General features: G+C 63.1%; 21 protein-coding genes. 11 read left to right on the top strand and 10 right to left on the bottom strand.

What is annotated here, in order from left to right:
* Positions 1 to 19: 19 nt before the first annotated feature.
* Together D6Z43_RS02530 and D6Z43_RS02535 are read right to left on the bottom strand one after the other, a co-directional pair.
* Positions 20 to 1234, bottom strand: a complete 1215-nt coding sequence (locus tag D6Z43_RS02530) for a benzoate/H(+) symporter BenE family transporter (protein ID WP_120650172.1) — start codon at positions 1232 to 1234, stop codon at positions 20 to 22.
* The gene (locus tag D6Z43_RS02535) at positions 1234 to 1851 is read right to left on the bottom strand and encodes a LysE family translocator (protein ID WP_120650174.1); all 618 of its coding nucleotides are present in this window, start codon (positions 1849 to 1851) and stop codon (positions 1234 to 1236) included. The genes D6Z43_RS02530 and D6Z43_RS02535 overlap by 1 nt, the downstream gene beginning before the upstream one ends.
* Before the next feature lie 149 nt (positions 1852 to 2000).
* On the opposite strand from D6Z43_RS02535, the gene D6Z43_RS02540 reads away from it, so the two are divergent.
* A complete protein-coding gene (locus tag D6Z43_RS02540) occupies positions 2001 to 2630 on the top strand; it encodes a hypothetical protein (RefSeq protein WP_120650176.1) in 630 nt (209 codons plus the stop codon).
* Here the strand turns inward: D6Z43_RS02540 and D6Z43_RS02545 are convergent.
* Positions 2627 to 3082 (bottom strand): MarR family winged helix-turn-helix transcriptional regulator, encoded by a 456-nt coding sequence (locus D6Z43_RS02545; protein WP_107504110.1) that lies wholly within the window; start codon positions 3080 to 3082, stop codon positions 2627 to 2629. The genes D6Z43_RS02540 and D6Z43_RS02545 overlap by 4 nt on opposite strands.
* 82 nt (positions 3083 to 3164) lie before the next feature.
* On the opposite strand from D6Z43_RS02545, the gene D6Z43_RS02550 reads away from it, so the two are divergent.
* From D6Z43_RS02550 to D6Z43_RS02560, 3 genes are all read left to right on the top strand, one after another.
* On the top strand, positions 3165 to 4331 hold the full coding sequence (locus D6Z43_RS02550; protein WP_120650178.1) for a PLP-dependent aminotransferase family protein: 1167 nt from the start codon (positions 3165 to 3167) through the stop codon (positions 4329 to 4331).
* 18 nt (positions 4332 to 4349) lie between these two features.
* Entirely contained in the window at positions 4350 to 4952 is a 603-nt protein-coding gene (locus tag D6Z43_RS02555; RefSeq protein ID WP_120650180.1) for a glutathione S-transferase family protein, read from the top strand.
* Positions 4953 to 5071: 119 nt separating this feature from the next.
* Positions 5072 to 5419, top strand: a complete 348-nt coding sequence (locus D6Z43_RS02560; protein WP_120650182.1) for a GFA family protein — start codon at positions 5072 to 5074, stop codon at positions 5417 to 5419.
* A 71-nt stretch (positions 5420 to 5490) separates the two neighbouring features.
* On the opposite strand, the gene folE is transcribed toward D6Z43_RS02560, so the two are convergent.
* Entirely contained in the window at positions 5491 to 6039 is a 549-nt protein-coding gene (gene folE, locus D6Z43_RS02565; RefSeq protein ID WP_120650184.1) for a GTP cyclohydrolase I FolE, read from the bottom strand.
* Positions 6040 to 6122: 83 nt separating this feature from the next.
* Positions 6123 to 6461 (bottom strand): helix-turn-helix domain-containing protein, encoded by a 339-nt coding sequence (locus D6Z43_RS02570; RefSeq protein ID WP_120650186.1) that lies wholly within the window; start codon positions 6459 to 6461, stop codon positions 6123 to 6125.
* An 89-nt stretch (positions 6462 to 6550) separates the two neighbouring features.
* Here D6Z43_RS02570 and D6Z43_RS02575 point away from each other — a divergent pair, with 89 nt between their 5' ends.
* The gene (locus D6Z43_RS02575) at positions 6551 to 7114 is read left to right on the top strand and encodes a carboxymuconolactone decarboxylase family protein (protein WP_120650188.1); all 564 of its coding nucleotides are present in this window, start codon (positions 6551 to 6553) and stop codon (positions 7112 to 7114) included.
* 35 nt (positions 7115 to 7149) lie between these two features.
* Here the strand turns inward: D6Z43_RS02575 and D6Z43_RS02580 are convergent, their stop codons facing one another.
* The 3 genes from D6Z43_RS02580 to D6Z43_RS02590 form a co-directional block, all read right to left on the bottom strand.
* Positions 7150 to 7734: a Smr/MutS family protein gene (locus D6Z43_RS02580; protein ID WP_120650190.1), complete on the bottom strand. Its 585-nt coding sequence runs from the start codon at positions 7732 to 7734 to the stop codon at positions 7150 to 7152.
* A gap of 50 nt (positions 7735 to 7784) precedes the next feature.
* Entirely contained in the window at positions 7785 to 8105 is a 321-nt protein-coding gene (locus tag D6Z43_RS02585; RefSeq protein WP_120650191.1) for a hypothetical protein, read from the bottom strand.
* 98 nt (positions 8106 to 8203) lie between these two features.
* Positions 8204 to 8800 carry a cysteine hydrolase family protein gene (locus tag D6Z43_RS02590; RefSeq protein ID WP_120650193.1) on the bottom strand — a complete coding sequence of 199 codons (597 nt, stop codon included), beginning with the start codon at positions 8798 to 8800 and terminating at the stop codon, positions 8204 to 8206.
* Between the two features lie 225 nt (positions 8801 to 9025).
* Between D6Z43_RS02590 and prmB the strand changes: the two genes are divergently transcribed.
* Entirely contained in the window at positions 9026 to 9940 is a 915-nt protein-coding gene (gene prmB / locus D6Z43_RS02595; protein ID WP_120650195.1) for a 50S ribosomal protein L3 N(5)-glutamine methyltransferase, read from the top strand.
* 9 nt (positions 9941 to 9949) lie between these two features.
* Here prmB and D6Z43_RS02600 read toward each other — a convergent pair whose 3' ends face one another.
* Together D6Z43_RS02600 and D6Z43_RS02605 are read right to left on the bottom strand one after the other, a co-directional pair.
* Entirely contained in the window at positions 9950 to 10729 is a 780-nt protein-coding gene (locus D6Z43_RS02600; RefSeq protein ID WP_120650197.1) for a hypothetical protein, read from the bottom strand.
* Positions 10730 to 10834: 105 nt separating this feature from the next.
* Entirely contained in the window at positions 10835 to 11815 is a 981-nt protein-coding gene (locus D6Z43_RS02605; RefSeq protein ID WP_120650198.1) for an alpha/beta hydrolase, read from the bottom strand.
* Between the two features lie 133 nt (positions 11816 to 11948).
* On the opposite strand from D6Z43_RS02605, the gene aroC reads away from it, so the two are divergent.
* From aroC to mtnC, 5 genes are all read left to right on the top strand, one after another.
* Complete coding sequence (gene aroC, locus D6Z43_RS02610; protein ID WP_120650200.1) at positions 11949 to 13040, top strand: chorismate synthase; 1092 nt, start codon at positions 11949 to 11951, stop codon at positions 13038 to 13040.
* The gene (locus D6Z43_RS02615) at positions 13037 to 14197 is read left to right on the top strand and encodes an MFS transporter (RefSeq protein ID WP_120650202.1); all 1161 of its coding nucleotides are present in this window, start codon (positions 13037 to 13039) and stop codon (positions 14195 to 14197) included. Before aroC ends, D6Z43_RS02615 begins: the two co-directional genes overlap by 4 nt.
* Complete coding sequence (locus D6Z43_RS02620) at positions 14194 to 14808, top strand: methylthioribulose 1-phosphate dehydratase (RefSeq protein WP_120650204.1); 615 nt, start codon at positions 14194 to 14196, stop codon at positions 14806 to 14808. Before D6Z43_RS02615 ends, D6Z43_RS02620 begins: the two co-directional genes overlap by 4 nt.
* Before the next feature lie 87 nt (positions 14809 to 14895).
* On the top strand, positions 14896 to 15441 hold the full coding sequence (locus D6Z43_RS02625; RefSeq protein ID WP_028627809.1) for an acireductone dioxygenase: 546 nt from the start codon (positions 14896 to 14898) through the stop codon (positions 15439 to 15441).
* Positions 15442 to 15539: 98 nt separating this feature from the next.
* Entirely contained in the window at positions 15540 to 16223 is a 684-nt protein-coding gene (mtnC, locus tag D6Z43_RS02630; RefSeq protein ID WP_120650206.1) for an acireductone synthase, read from the top strand.
* Positions 16224 to 16304 lie beyond the last annotated feature (81 nt).

A 16304-nucleotide genomic window follows, 5' to 3' on the forward strand; every position in this document is an offset into this window, starting at 1 on the left:
CGCCAATTGGCGCCTTTCTTCATTTTTGCTTGCCACTGTCCCAGTTGAGGATCAGCAAGGTCAGTACCCCGGCGATCAGTCCCCAGAAGGCGGAGCCGATCGACAGCAGCGTCATGCCGGAGGCGGTGACCATGAAGGTGATCAGCGCCGCCTCGCGTTCCTTGGGCTCGTGCATTGCAGCGGTCAGGCCATTGCTGATGGAACCGAACAGCGCCAGGGCTGCGATGGACAGCACCAGTTCCTTGGGCAGTGCGGCGAACAGCGCCGCCAGGGTCGCGCCGAAGGTTCCGGCGATGCCATAGAAAATCCCGCACCAGACTGCGGCGGTATAGCGCTTGTTGCGGTCTTCGTGGGCATGAGGTCCGGTGCAGATGGCTGCGCTGATGGCCGCCAGGTTGATGCCGTGGGAGCCGAAGGGCGCCAGCAGCAGGGACGCAATGCCAGTGACCGAGATAAGCGGCGAGGCAGGTACCTGGTAGCCGTCAGCACGCAGCACGGCGATGCCGGGGATGTTCTGCGATGCCATGGCCACCACGAACAGCGGGATGCCGATACTGATCACCGCCGTGACGGAAAACTTTGGCGTCGTCCATACCGGTTCGGCCAGGGCGAACTCGAAGCCGCTGAAATCCAGCAGGCCAAGAACCGCCGCCATCACACAGCCCACCAATAGCGCCACCAGCACGGCATAGCGCGGCTGCAGGCGCTTGAATACCAGGTAGCTGAAGAACATTGCCAGCACCAGGGCTGTGCGGTGTTGGGCGGCGATGAAGATCTCGCTGCCAATCTTGAACAGGATGCCCGCCAATAGCGCCGCTGCCAGCGACCCCGGCAGGCGACGCATCAGTCTTTCGAATCCGCCAGTCAGGCCAACCAGGGCGAGGAGGGCGGCGCAGACGATGAAGGCCCCGATTGCTTCTCCATAGCTCACGCCCGGCAGGCTGGTAATCAGCAGGGCCGCACCCGGGGTGGACCAGGCGACGACGATGGGCGTGCGATAGCGCAATGAGAGCCCGATGGTTGTCAGGGCCATGCCAATGGACAGCGCCCAGATCCATGACGAAATCTGCGCGCTGCTGAGCCCTGCAGCCTGTCCCGCCTGGAACATCAGCACCAGAGAGCTGGTGTAGCCGGTGAGCATGGCGATGAAGCCCGCCACGACGGCCGAGGGCGAGGAATCGGCCAGGGGACGAAGACGCGTCGGATTGGCCGGGGTTTCTGAAGTTGAGGTCATCAGATCGTTCCGTGGACGTCGACCAATATGGGGTAGAGCGAGGCCACCAGCAGCAGGGCCATGCCGATGTTGAACAGGCGCAGTATGCGTGGTTCGGCAAGCCAGCGGCGCAGCAGGCTACCCGCTACGGTCCAGAGTCCGACGCTGGGGCAGTTGATCAGGGCGAAGAGGGCTGCAATCAGCACCACGTTGACCACGAAATTGTCCTGCGGGGTGTAGGTGGTGATGGCGCCAATCGCCATGACCCAGGCCTTGGGGTTGACCCACTGGAAGGCCGCCGCCTGCAGGAAAGTGAAGGGTTTGGGTCGATTCTCGACGTTTCCTTCGTCCGGGGCACCGGAGCCAGCGATCTTCCAGGCCAGGTAGAGCAGGTAGGCGGCGCCGATGTAGCGCAGCGCGGTGTAGAGCACGGGAACCTGCTGGAAAATCTGGGATAGACCCAGGCCTACGCACATCACCAGCACCATGAAACCGACGCTGATGCCAAGCATGTGCGGCAGGCTACGGCGTACCCCGAAGTTCACCCCGGAAGCGAGCAGCATCATGTTGTTGGGGCCGGGCGTCACCGAGGTGACGAAGGCGAAGAGAATGAAGGCGAAGATCAGTTCCAGGCTCATGGCGGTCACCTTGTCGTTGTGTCCGCAGACTAAAGCCAGTTGCCTTGCAACGTCCCGATACAGCAGTGCGCGGGTTGAGCAATACAGTCAGTTGGCACCCCCGGTATCTGCGGCTACTGTGATGTTTTTTGCCGCTTGGAGTGCCACACATGGAGGAGAACCCCTACGCCGCCCCTCGCGTGGAACTGGTGGAGGACGCGGGGCCCCGCCAGATGAACGGCTGGACGCCTGGGCATTTGAGACTCTTGGGCTGGCTGAGCCTGGCCTGTGCCGTGTGTACCCTGATCCTCACGGGTGTCGCCGTAGCTGCTGGCGCCACCGAAGACCCGCTTATGACGCGCCTGTCCGACTGGATCGGCGTGGCGTTGACCCTTTTGGGGTGTTACCTGCTGATCCGCCTGAAGCTGTTCGCCGAGGCGCGCTTTTCCGCCGATGGGCTGGCACCGCCAGTCTGGGCAGTGATCATCGGTAGCCTGGCGATCGAAGGACTGGATTTTCTAATGGGTGATGCCAGCACCGAACCCGGCTGGCCCATGCTGTTCTACTTCGGTGCGGTCGCCGTGCTCGGCGCCTTGACGGGTTGGCTCGGTGTGCGCCTGCTCAAGGTGCAGAATGCATATCCGGCATTCCGGGTGATGGGCTGGCTGGATCTAGTGGGCGGCATCATGATGGCCACCATCGTGCTGATGCTGCTGGGGCTGCTGCCACTCATTGCCGGCAATCTGGCGATGATGCTGGTGTTCTTCCGGGGCGCGCGGGAGCTGGAACCCTCCAGCTAGTCCTCGGCGGCTTCAGTCTGCCGTGCGGTGCAGAGCGCCTGGTTGACTTCAAGCCAGCCTCGCACCGCCTCCTCCCCGGCCTCGCCAAAGGCGCGTTGCAGTAGTCGCGCCTGTTCCCGGCGCAGGGCCTGTTCCAGCCTGGCGCCCTCGGCAGTGAAACCCAGCAGGCGCTTACGCTTGTCATCGTCGGCAGCCACGCTCTCAACCAGCTTCATCTCGATCAGCTGTCGCAGCGGCGTGTTCAACGCCTGCTTGGTTACGCCCAGATAACCCAGCAGTTCCTTGACGCTCAGACCAGGGTACTTGGCAATGAAGAACAGGATGCGGTGGTGCACCCGCGACAGGCCTCGGCGGGCGAGGATTTCGTCCGGCTTGCTGGTGAAGGCCTGATAGCCAAAGAAAAAGGCTTCCATGGCGGCTTGCTGAATGCTGGGATTTTTCAGGTCAAGCATATTGACGTATCTGTCGCGGTCGTCGTAGTTTCGGTCAAGCAGTTTGACTTAATTTCCTCGCTTCCGCACCCGGTGACAATCCATGGCATTCTCCGAACGCATCGCCCGCCTGAAAAGCTCCCTGATCCGCGAAATCCTTGCCGCCGCCCAGCGTCCGGAAGTGATGTCCTTCGCCGGAGGCCTGCCGGCCGAGCCGATGCTTCCGAAAGTGGACTGGAGCGAAATGCCAGCCAGCATGGGCCAGTACGGCATGAGCGAGGGCGAGCCGGCGCTGCGTGAGGCCATTGCCGCTGAAGCGCGCGCCCTTGGCGTGCCCTGTGAGGCGAGCCAGGTATTGATTGTCAGCGGCTCGCAGCAGACCTTGGACCTGGCGTCCAAGCTATTCATCGATCCGGGCACCGAAGTGCTGTTAGAGGCCCCGACCTATCTGGCGGCTCTGCAGGCCTTCCAGCTGTTCGGTGCCGATTGCATCGCCGTGCCGCAGGAAGCCGATGGCCCGGAGATCGCCGCGTTGCGCCAGCGCCTGGAGCAGCACAAGCCGTCCTTCGCCTACCTGATCCCGACTTTCCAGAATCCGTCCGGTACCCGCTACAGCGAGGCCAAGCGTGATGCGGTCGCTGCGCTGTTGGACGAGTTCGGAGTGACGCTGATCGAAGACGAGCCCTATCGCGAGCTGGTGTTCGACGAAGGCAGCGCCACGCCCATCGTCAGCCGCCTGAAAAAGGCCAGCTGGATCTACACTGGTACCGTTTCCAAGACCCTGCTGCCGGGCCTGCGAGTGGGCTTCCTGATTGCCACCCCGGACCTCTTCCCGCACCTGCTGCGCCTGAAACAGTCCGCGGATCTGCACACCAACCGCATCGGTCAGTGGCAGGCGCTGCAATGGCTCGGCACCGAGCAGTATCGCCAGCATCTGGCCGAGCTGCGTGACTTCTACCGCGTGCGCCGCGACTCCATGCAGGTTGCACTGGAGGAACACTTCGGCGAGCTGGCCACCTGGGAAATTCCCCAGGGCGGGCTGTTCTTCTGGCTGACCCTGAAACAGCCGCTGGATACTCGCATGCTGCTCAAGCCGGCGCTGGAGCAGAACGTTGCCTTCATGCCGGGCGAACCGTTCTTCATCGACCCGGACAAACATCCGGGCCACTTGCGACTGAACTTCAGCCATGTGGCACCCGAGCGCCTGAGCGAAGGTCTGAAACGACTTGCTGGCGTCATCCGTCAGGCCCAGGCCGCGGAAGCTGCCTGACCACAGAGGAGTAGAGCGATGTACAAGGTTTACGGCGACTACAAATCGGGCAACTGCTACAAGGTCAAGCTGATCCTGAATCTGCTCGGCCTGCCGTATCAATGGGTGCCGGTGGATATCCTCAAGGGCGAGACCGAGAGCCTTGAGTTCCTCGAGAAGAACCCCAACGGCAAGATCCCGGTCCTGGAACTGGAGGACGGCACCACGCTCTGGGAATCCAACGCCATCCTGAATTTCCTCGCTGAAGGCAGCGACTTGCTGCCCGCGGAGCCGCGCCTGCGCACCCAGGTGCTGCAGTGGCAGTTCTTCGAGCAGTACAGCCATGAGCCCTACGTCGCGGTAGCGCGCTTCATCCAACTATATAAAGGCATGCCGGAAGACCGCCTGGAGGAATACAAGGTCTGCCAAGTGCGCGGACAGAAGGCGCTGAAGGTGATGGAGAAACAGTTGCAGCGCACGCCGTACCTGGTGGGGGATCGCTATTCCATCGCCGATATCGCTCTCTATGCCTACACCCATGTGGCCCATGAAGGCGGATTCGATCTGTCCGGCTACCCGGCGATCCTCGCGTGGCTGGATCGTGTGGCCAGCCATCCGCGGCATGTGGGAATGTTCGACTGAGATTTCCCAGTTACGAGAGAAGCCGGCGCAAGCCGGCTTTTTCGTGATGGCGGGCTCTCCGGGCCTGTACTAAGTTGGTCGCTTCAGCCTGGCCACAGGCTTTCTTCGGAGTGTCGACCATGAAATACCGGGGCAGCTGCCATTGCGGGAAGATCGCCTTCGAAGTCGAGGGGACCCTGGAACAGGTCATGGAGTGCAACTGTTCACTGTGCAGCCGACGCGGCTACCTGCTCTGGTTCGTCCCGCGCGAACAGTTCAAGCTTTCCACCCCGGAGTCCGGCCTCTCCACCTATCGCTTCAATCGCATGCATATCGCCCACCACTTCTGTGCCAACTGCGGCTGCGCGCCCTTTGGCGAAGCGACCGATCCCAGGGGCAAGGCCATGGCCGCAGTGAACGTGCGTTGCCTGGAGGATGTGCCTCTGGATGGGCTCAAAATACTGAAGGTGGATGGGAAGACCTTCTAGACAGTCCGACCTTGTGCCGGAAACAGAAACGAAAAAGCCGGCAGAAGCCGGCTTTTTCGTGGGTGCAAAACTCAGTTGTTGATCAGACTGAGGAACTCGCTGCGGGTGGCGGCGTTCTCGCGGAACTCGCCGAGCATCACCGAGGTGACCATGGAGGAGTTCTGCTTCTCCACGCCGCGCATCATCATGCACATGTGTTGGGCTTCGATGACCACGGCCACGCCCAGGGCGCCAGTGACCTGTTGTACCGCTTCGGCGATCTGGCGGCTGAGGTTTTCCTGGATCTGCAGGCGGCGGGCGAACATGTCGACGATTCGCGCGACCTTGGACAGGCCTAGCACTTTGCCGCTGGGGATGTAGGCCACATGGGCCTTGCCGATGAACGGCAGCAGGTGGTGCTCGCAGAGCGAGTACAGCTCGATGTTCTTCACCAGCACCATTTCGCTGTTGTCGGAGCTGAACAGAGCGCCGTTGGTGACTTCCTCCAGCGTCTGCTGGTAGCCGCGGCAGAGGTACTGCATCGCCTTGGCGGCGCGCTTCGGGGTATCGAGCAGGCCTTCACGGGAGACGTCCTCGCCGAGCTGGCCGAGGATCGCGGTGTAATGCTGTTCCAGGGACATGGAAATTCCTGTGGGGATTTACGCAAAGGCGCAGGGTAGGGCGCGAAGGGGCGGCTGGCAAGGGCGCCATGCGCCAGCGCGAGTCATTTTTCAGGCGCGGGCAGACGGCTGGCCCAGTGCTCCGCCCAATCCGCCAGGGGCAGGCAACGTCGCACCAGTTCCTCTCCGTCCTCTGTCAGGCTGTAGCCAGCCTCGCCATTTTCCACCAGCAGCGCCTGGCGCAACTCGCCGAGCCGAGTGTTCAGCACCGAAGGCGACAGGCTTTCGCAGCGAGCTTGCAAGTCGCGGAAAGTCGCAGGTCCTTGGTGCAGTTCCCAGAGAATGCGCAGGCTCCAGCGCCGCCCCAGGAGATCGAGCAGCGCCATGATTGGTCGCCCGCTGGCGGAGCCGCGGACGGGATGACCGGGAAAGGGTGTGGTCATGAGTGATCCTCTTGCTTCTAATTCAGTAGCGGTCTGCAATGTTGGGTGCTACGTTTTCGATAGCGTAACAGCCCAACAGGAGCATCGCCATGAACGAACCCCGTATCCAGCCGGCCCAACCACCCTATGACACCGCCATCCAGGCCGCCTTCGACCGGGTGATGCCGCCCGGAGTACCACCATTGCTGCTGTTTCGCTGTGTCGCCCGCAATCCTCGCGTGTTACAGCGGATGATGGCTGGTGGGCTGCTGGATCGCGGCAGCATCGGCCTGCGTGAGCGGGAACTGCTGATCCTGCGCAGCACCGCCCGATGTGGCGCCGAGTACGAGTGGGGTGTGCATGTGGCGGCATTCAACGCCAAGGCCGGATTCAGCCAGGCGCAGCTGGACGATACCTGCCAGGTAACGGTGGAGCCGAGCCTATGGGAGGGATCGGAGCTGGCGCTGCTGGCCCTCGCCGATGCCCTGCACGAGTGCGCGGATATCGACGATGGCTTGTGGCGGCGGCTACGCGAGTATTTCAGCGAGGAACAGCTGATTGAGTGCGTGATGCTGGCGGGGTTCTATCACGCTGTTTCCTTCCTGGCGAAGGGATTGCGCGTGGAGTTGGAGGCGCATGCACCGAGGTTTCCATCTGATCGTTCGCAGGGTTGAATCCGCTACGGGGCTTCAACCCTGCAGGCCGAAGGCTACTCGTCGCGGCCTTCAAGCATGGTGCGGCGCAGCATCACATAGACGGCGCCGGTGCCACCATGTTTCGGCAGGCAAGAGGTAAAGCCCAGTACCTGCGGGTGTTGGCGCAGCCAGGTGTTGACGTGGCTCTTGATCAGCGGCCGCTTGCCGTCCAGGCGTGCTGCCTTGCCATGGGTCACGCGCACGCAGCGCACCTCGAAGCGGGTGGCCTCGGCAATGAAGTCCCATAGCGTCTCGCGGGCCTTTTCCACGGTCATGCCATGCAGGTCGAGGCTGCCGTCGAAGCCGATCTGGCCCTGCTTGAGTTTGCGCATCTGGCCTTCCTGTACACCATCGCGGGCCCAGTGCAGTTCGTCTTCGGCACCGACATCGATGACGAACTGATCGGACAGGCCGTCGACCTTGACGTTGGCCACACTGATGGTCGCATTTTGCCGGCGGTTGGCCAGCTGCTTCAGATCGGCGCGCACCTTGCCGGTATCGGCGCGATCATTCTGGATGCGCTTCACACCGCGCATCTGCTCGGCGAACAAGGAGCTTTCGTTGTTCCAGGAGTCGTTTTTTTGGGTGTCGTCTTGCATTCAGGCCTCCGCGAAGGGCGGCTAGTTTACCCAAATGACTCGCTCGAGGCTTAGTCGCGTTTCTTCATCAGGTGGGGCGACATGCTGAGGCCGGCGCGACGCCGCGAACGCCGCCGGCAGAGGCGCCAGGCAAGTACGCCGATCCAGAGGAAGAGCAGGCCGAAGAGCAGCAGCACGATGGCCGCGCCCGTGCTTTCGTTGAGGGGGCCGAGGGCAGGAGCGCGGCCAAGGAGGGTAGCGGTGCCGGCCATTGCCAGCATCACGCCGAAGCCGGCGAAGAGCGCGGACAGGGCCGCGGCAAAACGCCAGCGCCAGCTGCCTGGACCGCGTGGGCGGAGGCGGCGGGCATCGAAACCATCGGATAACTTCATCCGGACGTCCTCTTGCTTGATCGGGGTATGACCGGCGCCAGCTGGCGGTGGTTCCGGTCGACCCCGTCGCGGATGTCGCGGGATGTGATGACGCTTCCTTAGATAAGCGCCTTGGCCTGCGGCACCACGCTGGCGAAGTTGTCGGCGAGTGCGATCACCTCGACACGGTGCATGTCTTCCGCGCTGATGACGCCGCCATCGACGGTCGGCAGGTCGCGGGTTGCGCAGGCGGCGCTCACCAGCGTGCAGCGATAACCATAGTCCTTCGCGGCGCGGACCGTGGTGCTGATGCTGGAATGGGTCATGAAACCGCAGACGATCAGGTCAAGGTGGCCGATTGCCTGCAGGCGATCATGCAGGTCGGTGCCGGCGAAGGCATTGGGCAGGCGCTTCTCGACGACGATCTCGCCAGGCAGGGGCGCGACCTCGGGCAGATGCTCGCCGCGCTCGCCGCGGGGATCGAAGATGCCGCCAGGTACACCAAGGTGCTTCACATGGACAATGGCGCTGCCCATAGTGCGGGCGGTGGCGAGGAGGCTGGCGATTTCGCTGAGGGCGGCATCCAGGCCGGGCAGGGCGAGAACGCCACTGCGGTACTCTTCCTGAGCGTCGATGATCACCAGGGTGGCATTGTTCAGGTTGGCGGGCGGATAGCCGCGGCCACTGAGCTGGAACATGGATTTCGGGGCGGACATGCGAATCTCCAGGTACGACATGGCCACTATTGTCCGCCCTGCGGCGCAATAAGTGAACCATGGACCAAGGTCCAGTTGCCCCGCCAGCGCATGATGACCAGCCGCTGCGTGGCGTGCAGGTGGGAATCGGACCTTGGTTCGGGGCTTCCGTTCGTCGGTTGCCGCGGGCTGCCCCGGGGCGGCAGGGGTGGTAGAATCTGCGCCCCGTTTCCTGAGGTAGTTGCCGTGTCTGAATCCCGCCTGCGCACCCTGCGTGACTACATCCGCTGGGCTGTCAGCCGTTTCCATGCTGAGAACCTGTTCTTCGGTCACGGCACCGACAACGCCTGGGATGAGGCTCGTCAACTCGTACTTGGCGCTCTGCACCTACCTTACGAGATTTCCGACAGCTACCTGGACTGCCGCCTGGAAGACGACGAATGCGCGCGCCTGCGTGAACTGCTGCGTCGGCGTATCGAAGAGCGCGTGCCGGTGGCCTACCTGCTCGGTGAAGCCTGGTTCTGTGGCATGCCCTTCGTGGTCGACGAGCGAGTTCTGGTACCGCGTTCCCCCATCGCTGAACTGATCCAGCAGCATTTCGCTCCCTGGTTGCCCCAGGATCCGGCACGTGTGCTCGATCTCTGCACCGGCTCGGGTTGCATCGGCATAGCCTGCGCCCATGCCTTCCCCGCGGCCGAGGTGGTGCTGGGCGATCTTTCTTTCGACGCGCTGGAAGTGGCCAACCTGAACATCGAGCGCCACAGCCTGGAAGACAGGGTCTACACCGTGCAGGGCGATGGCTTCGACGGGCTGCCGGGGCAGCGCTTCGACCTGATCGTTTCCAATCCGCCTTACGTTGATGCCGAGGACTTCGCCGACATGCCGGCCGAATATCAGCATGAGCCCGAACTGGGCCTGGCTTGCGGCAACGACGGCCTGGACCTGGTGCGGCGCATGCTGGCCGAAGCCGCCGATCACCTGACCGAGAAAGGCCTGCTTATCGTGGAAGTGGGTAACAGCCAGGTGCACGTCGAAGAGCTGTATCCGGAGGTGGATTTCCTCTGGCTGGACTTCGAGCACGGTGGTCACGGGGTATTCATGCTCAGCGCCAACCAGTGCCGGGAGCACCAGGCGCTATTCCGTGCGCGCTTGAATCCCTGACTCTGGGGGTCAGTGGGTGGTGATCCAGATCAGCAGGCCGGCCTGGAACACGGCAAAGACCACCAGGCATGCGATGGTAAAACGCAGTCCGCCGTCTTCTCGCTTGTAGACGGCGATGCGCTCTTCCAGTTTGCGAATCTCCACTTCCTGCCGATGCAGGTTCTGGTCGGCTTGTTCGAGCATGGCAGCGGCTTCCTGCAGCCCCACCAGCTGGACTTTCTCGCGGTGCCAGTCACCGTGCAGCTCACTGACCCGCCCGGCGCCGTAGCTCGCTTTCAGTTGCAAGTTGTCCTGGTACTCGATCCCGAAGCCTTGGGCCTTGAGCACGTGGTCGCGGCGCAAGCGGGCTTCGTTGTCCAGGGCGTCCTTGGCCGGCAGGGCGCCACCTTCGACTCGATAGTGCGCCCAGTGTTGCTTGGCCCAGGCAATGCCTTGGGCCAGGAGAAAGCGCCCCAGGCCACGGTTCTGCGGCTCCAGGTTCAAACCGTTGTCCGGTCCGAAACGAACCTCCTTGCTGCGGTGATCCACCCAGACTTCCAGAAGATTCTGCTCCTTGCGCACTTTCTGCCCGGGAAGCCCGACGCTCAGGCGCAGCACGCTCTGTTCCTTGCTGTGGCGTTCCACGCGCCCGAGTTCGACGAATCGCAGCGGGCGTGACCCGGTGTGTCGGTCGATGGGCAGGGGCGCGAGACGCAGCAGGTCGAAGTGTTCGGCCGCCAGCTCGGACCACGGATGGGGCTGGGGTTCGGCTTCTTCAGCGCTCTGCTGTTCGGCTGTGCTTTCGGTCATCGGGAGGTACCTTGTAAGGGCCGGTGACGATGAATCTGGTACGTGGGTACATATTCTGTGCGCAACTGCCCTTGCCAGGCGAGATTTCCTACAGAACCTTCCGCCTTATCGACTGATCTTCGAGTTTCTGGAGTCGAACTGCTCCTGAATGAATGCGAGGATGCGTTCGCCCAGCTCTCGCGCCAGGGGCAGGTTCGGGTTGCCGTAGGACGCCAGTTGCTGATCCATCTCCATGGGGACTATGCGCAGCATGTGGTTCATGCCCTCGATGATGGCTAGCTCGGCGTCAGGTCGTGCGGCCTTGAGCTGCTCAGCGTCGTTCACGCTGACCTGGATGTCGTGGCTGCCCTGCAGGATCAGCGCCGGCATCCGCAGTCGACCGAAGGCCTCGGACGGGTCCTGGCGGAACAGGGAAATCAGGTAGGGCTGCACGCTGGGGCGGAACAGTACCTCCAGCGACTGCGGCACCTCGGCCACTTGCTGGCCAGCGCGCAAGCTGGCCAGCAGGGCTTCGCTCTGATGCAGTAGGGGCGGCGGCAGACGGCTTTGCAGCTGGTCGCGCAGCAACTGGTCGATGGGGCGGGCGCTGCCAGCAATGCTGACAAGCGCGTCGGCGCCTGCACCCTCCGCTGCGAGACTGGCAATCAGTGCGCCTTCGCTGTGGCCGATGAGGATGAGTTGCGAGAAGTGCGGGTTCCGCTTCAGGCGCTGGCCCCAAGCCGCCGCATCCTGGGCGTAGAGCTCGATGCTGAGCTGGCGTTCATCGATGCCGGCATCCTGGCTGCCGGCGATGCCACGCTTGTCGTAGCGCACGCTGGCAATGCCATTGCGTGCCAGCAATTGAGCGAGTTTCTTCAGGCTGTCGTTGCGTCCGCCGAGCGGATTGTTGCCGTCGCGATCCGTGGGGCCGGAGCCGGCGATGATTAACGCCACCGGCACGGGGCGATCGATCTTCGGGCGAAGCAGGGTGCCGCGCAGTATGCCGCTACCGGTGTCCAGTTCGATGGGGCGTTGCAGCACGCTCTGGGGCGCGGCCTGGGCCAGGCTGGCGAGGAGGGGGAGGAGAAGCAGTAAGAATCGCAGCATTTAGGCGGAGTCGGTTGTCGATTTGGCGGGTTGGACGCGATTGGCGGCGCAAGGTTCGAGGGGTGAACTGGCCGGACGCCGCGGGTATACTGCTCGACCTTCGATCGAGGCCCATTTCTGCGGAGCACTGTGCATGTCCGGCAACACCTACGGCAAGCTGTTCACCGTCACCACCGCTGGCGAAAGCCATGGTCCGGCGCTGGTCGCCATAGTCGACGGCTGCCCGCCGGGGCTGGAACTGTCCCTCGAGGACCTGCAACGTGACCTCGACCGCCGCAAGCCGGGTACCAGCCGCCATACCACCCAGCGCCAGGAAGCCGACGAGGTGGAAATCCTCTCCGGCGTGTTCGAAGGCAAGACCACCGGTTGCGCTATTGGCCTGCTGATCCGCAATACCGATCAGAAGTCCAAGGACTATTCGGCGATCAAGGACCTGTTCCGCCCGGCCCATGCCGACTACACCTACCACCACAAATATGGCATCCGCGACTACCGTGGCGGCGGCCGCTCCTCGGCACGGGAAACCGCCATGCGCGTCGCCGCTGGTGCCATCGCCAAGAAGTTCCTGGCCACCCAGGGCATCACCGTGCGCGGCTACATGAGTCAGCTCGGCCCGGTCGAGATTCCCTTCAAGACCTGGGACTCGGTGGAGCAGAACGCCTTCTTCAGTCCTGACCCGGACAAGGTGCCTGAGCTGGAGGCCTACATGGACCAGCTGCGCCGCGACCAGGATTCCGTGGGAGCGAAGATCACCGTGGTCGCCGAGGGCGTGCCGCCGGGGTTGGGCGAGCCGATCTTCGACCGCCTGGACGCTGAACTGGCCCATGCGCTGATGAGCATCAACGCGGTGAAAGGCGTGGAAATCGGTGCCGGTTTCGACAGCGTGTCGCAGCGCGGCACCGAGCACCGCGACGAGCTGACCCCGGAAGGTTTCCTCAGCAACAATGCCGGCGGCATCCTCGGCGGTATTTCCTCCGGCCAGCCGATCGTCGCCAACCTGGCGCTCAAGCCGACGTCCAGCATCACGACCCCCGGCCGCTCGATCGACATCCATGGCAATCCGGTGGACGTGATCACCAAGGGCCGTCATGACCCTTGCGTGGGCATTCGTGCCACTCCGATCGCCGAAGCCATGATGGCCATCGTGCTAATGGACCACCTGCTGCGCCATCGCGCGCAGAACGCCGACGTGCGGGTGGAAACCCCGGTGCTCGGCCAGCTGTGACGGGCGGCGCGAACGCGCTGCCCTATTGGCGGCTGTCCAGCTTCTATCTCTTCTATTTTTCCCTGCTGGGCGCCACGGCGCCCTTCCTCGGCCTGTACTTCGCGCACCTGGGTTTTTCCAGTGAGCGCATCGGCGAGCTGCTGGCCATCCCCATGCTGATGCGCTGCGTGGCGCCCAATCTCTGGGGCTGGCTGGGCGACCGCAGTGGCCGACGCCTGGACATCGTGCGCTTCGGCGCGTTCTGCACGCTGGTGACCTTCTCGCTGATCTTCGTCAGTCACAGCTATGCCTGGCTGGCATTGATCATGGCTCTGCACGCCTTCTTCTGGCACGCAGTGCTGCCGCAGTTCGAGGTTATTACCCTGGCGCACCTCCGGGAGCAGGCTGCGCGTTACAGCCAGGTGCGGTTGTGGGGCTCCATCGGCTTCATTCTCACGGTGATCGGCCTGGGGGCGTTGTTCGAGCTGTTCAGCCTGGACCTGTATCCCTGGGCGCTGGTTGTCATCATGGGTGGAATCGTCCTCAGCAGCTTTTGGGTACCCAATGCGGTCCCCCAGGCGCGGCCAGATGCGCCGGGGCAGGGCGGTTTCCTCGCCCAGCTGCGTCAGCCGGGCGTATTGGCCTTCTATTCCTGCGTGGGGCTGATGCAGCTGTCCCACGGCCCCTATTACAGCTTCCAGACGATCTATCTGGAGTCGCTCGGCTACTCGCGCAGCCTGATCGGTCAGCTCTGGGCCCTGGGGGTCGTGGCTGAGGTACTGCTTTTCATGGTGATGGCGCGGATCCTGGCGCGTTACTCCGTGCGTGTGGTGCTACTGGCCAGTGTCCTGATCGCCGCCCTGCGCTGGTTGCTGATCGGCAACTTCGCCGACCAACTGCCGGTGCTGCTGTTCGCCCAGCTGTTGCATGCCGCCACTTTCGGCAGCTTTCATGCAGCCGCCATCCATTTCGTGCAACGTCGTTTCGGTCCGCGCCAGCAGGGCCAGAGCCAGGCGCTCTACGCTGCACTTGCCGGTACTGGCGGAGCGCTGGGGGCGCTTTACTCGGGCTACAGCTGGAGCAGCCTGGGGCCAGTCTGGACATACGCCATCGCCAGTCTCGCGGCGCTTGCCGCAGCCGTTATCATTGCCACCCAATTGCAAGAGGAGCGGGCATGAATCGCCAACAACTCGCCCAGGAAATCATCGACGCCGGCCGCTTCCTTTACGGTCGTGGATGGTCACCGGCCACCAGCAGCAACTACTCGGCAAGACTGTCCGCCACCGAGGCGCTGTTGACCGTCTCTGGCAAGCACAAGGGCGAGCTCGGCCCGGATGATGTGCTGGCCACCGATATGGATGGCAAAAGCCTGGAGCCGGGCAAGAAGCCGTCGGCGGAAACCCTGCTGCACACCCAGCTCTACCGCTGGAAGCCGGAAATCGGTGCGGTGCTGCACACACACTCGGTGAATGCCACCGTACTGTCGCGTCTGACCCTGGCTGATTCGCTGGTATTCGCCGACTACGAGCTGCAGAAGGCCTTCAGTGGCATCAGCACCCATGAGTCCCAGGTGCTGGTGCCGATCTTCGACAACGACCAGGACATCGCTCGCCTGGCCACCAAGGTGCAACCGTGGCTGGACGAGCACCCGGACTGCGTCGGTTATCTGATCCGTGGTCACGGCCTCTATACTTGGGGGTCGCGCATGAGCGACGCCCTGCGCCAGATCGAAGCATTCGAATTCCTCTTCGAGTGCGAGCTGAAGACGCTCTCGATCACCCGGCGCTGAAGCTTCCTTCACACGAAGATGCCTGACTGACAACGGTGCCGACCGACCCGCCAGAGAGCCGGGAGGACGCCCGCAAGGAGTACCCAGATGAGCAGCCTGACCGTTTACCACGAATCCAGCCCCGACCTGCCGAACAAGGTCCTGACCCACCTGGATGACATCGCCTCCACTCTCGCGTCCGTCGGTGTGCGCTTCGAGCGCTGGGAGGCGTCCGCCCCCATCGCCCCGGGTGCCAGCCAGGAGGAGGTGATCGCGGCCTATCGCCCGCAGATCGACCGGTTGATGCAAGAGCAGGGCTACGTGACTGTCGACGTCGTCAGCTTGACCCGCGACCACCCGCAGAAAGACGAACTGCGTGCCAAGTTCCTCGACGAGCATCGCCATGGCGAAGACGAAGTGCGTTTCTTCGTCGCCGGACGCGGCCTGTTCACCCTGCACATCGACGACTATGTCTATGCCGTGCTCTGCGAGAAGAATGACCTGATCTCCGTGCCAGCGGGCACTCGCCACTGGTTCGACATGGGCGAGCATCCGCATTTCGTCGCTATCCGCCTGTTCAACAACCCGGAAGGCTGGGTCGCCAAGTTCACCGGCGATGAGATCGCCAAGCGCTTCCCGCAGCTGGAAGACTGATCCCGGCCTCTGTAGGAACGAACTTGCTCGCGACGCTTTGTGATTTCGCCAGCAAGTTGGTTCCTACGACGGCAACATCCGATTCACCTGGAGTCCCCATGTCCATCAAGGCCATTCTCACTGATATCGAAGGTACTACCAGCGCGGTGAGCTTCGTTTATGACGTGCTGTTTCCCTTCGCTGCCAGCCATCTGCCGGAATTCGTCCTGACCCATGCCGATGAACCGGCGGTGGCGCAGCAGGTCGAGGCCGTACGCCTGGAAAGCGGTGAAGCCGGGGCCAGCCTGGGGCGAGTCGTGGAAATTCTCCTCGGCTGGATTGCCGAGGATCGCAAAGTCACGCCGCTCAAGGCGCTACAGGGCATGGTCTGGGAGCAGGGTTATCGCGCCGGCCAGCTCAAGGGACATGTCTACCCGGATGCGGTGGAAGCGCTGGCCCGCTGGAAACAGCAAGGCTATGCGCTTTACGTCTATTCCTCCGGTTCCATCCAGGCCCAGAAACTGATTTTCGGCTGCTCCGAAGCGGGTGACCTGACCCCTCATTTCTCCGGCTACTTCGATACGACCTCCGGACCCAAGCGCGAGGCAGCGTCCTATGAGCGCATCGCTGAGTCCATCGGGCTGCCTGGCGAGGAGATCCTCTTCCTCTCCGATGTGGTTCAGGAATTGGATGCCGCGCGCGAGGCCGGTATGCAGACCATCGGCCTGGCGCGCGACGGCGGTGTGCTGGAGGGACACGAAACCGTGGCGAGTTTCGCGGTGATCGATCTGGCGCGTTTCTGACACTGACTGAAATCGTCTGACAGAGCGCGAGGAAGGCTTCTGCCGGCCGATCTATCCTTGGGGGGACTGCATCCACCTGGG

Source organism: Pseudomonas sp. DY-1, from assembly GCF_003626975.1.
Taxonomy (GTDB): Bacteria; Pseudomonadota; Gammaproteobacteria; order Pseudomonadales; family Pseudomonadaceae; genus Metapseudomonas.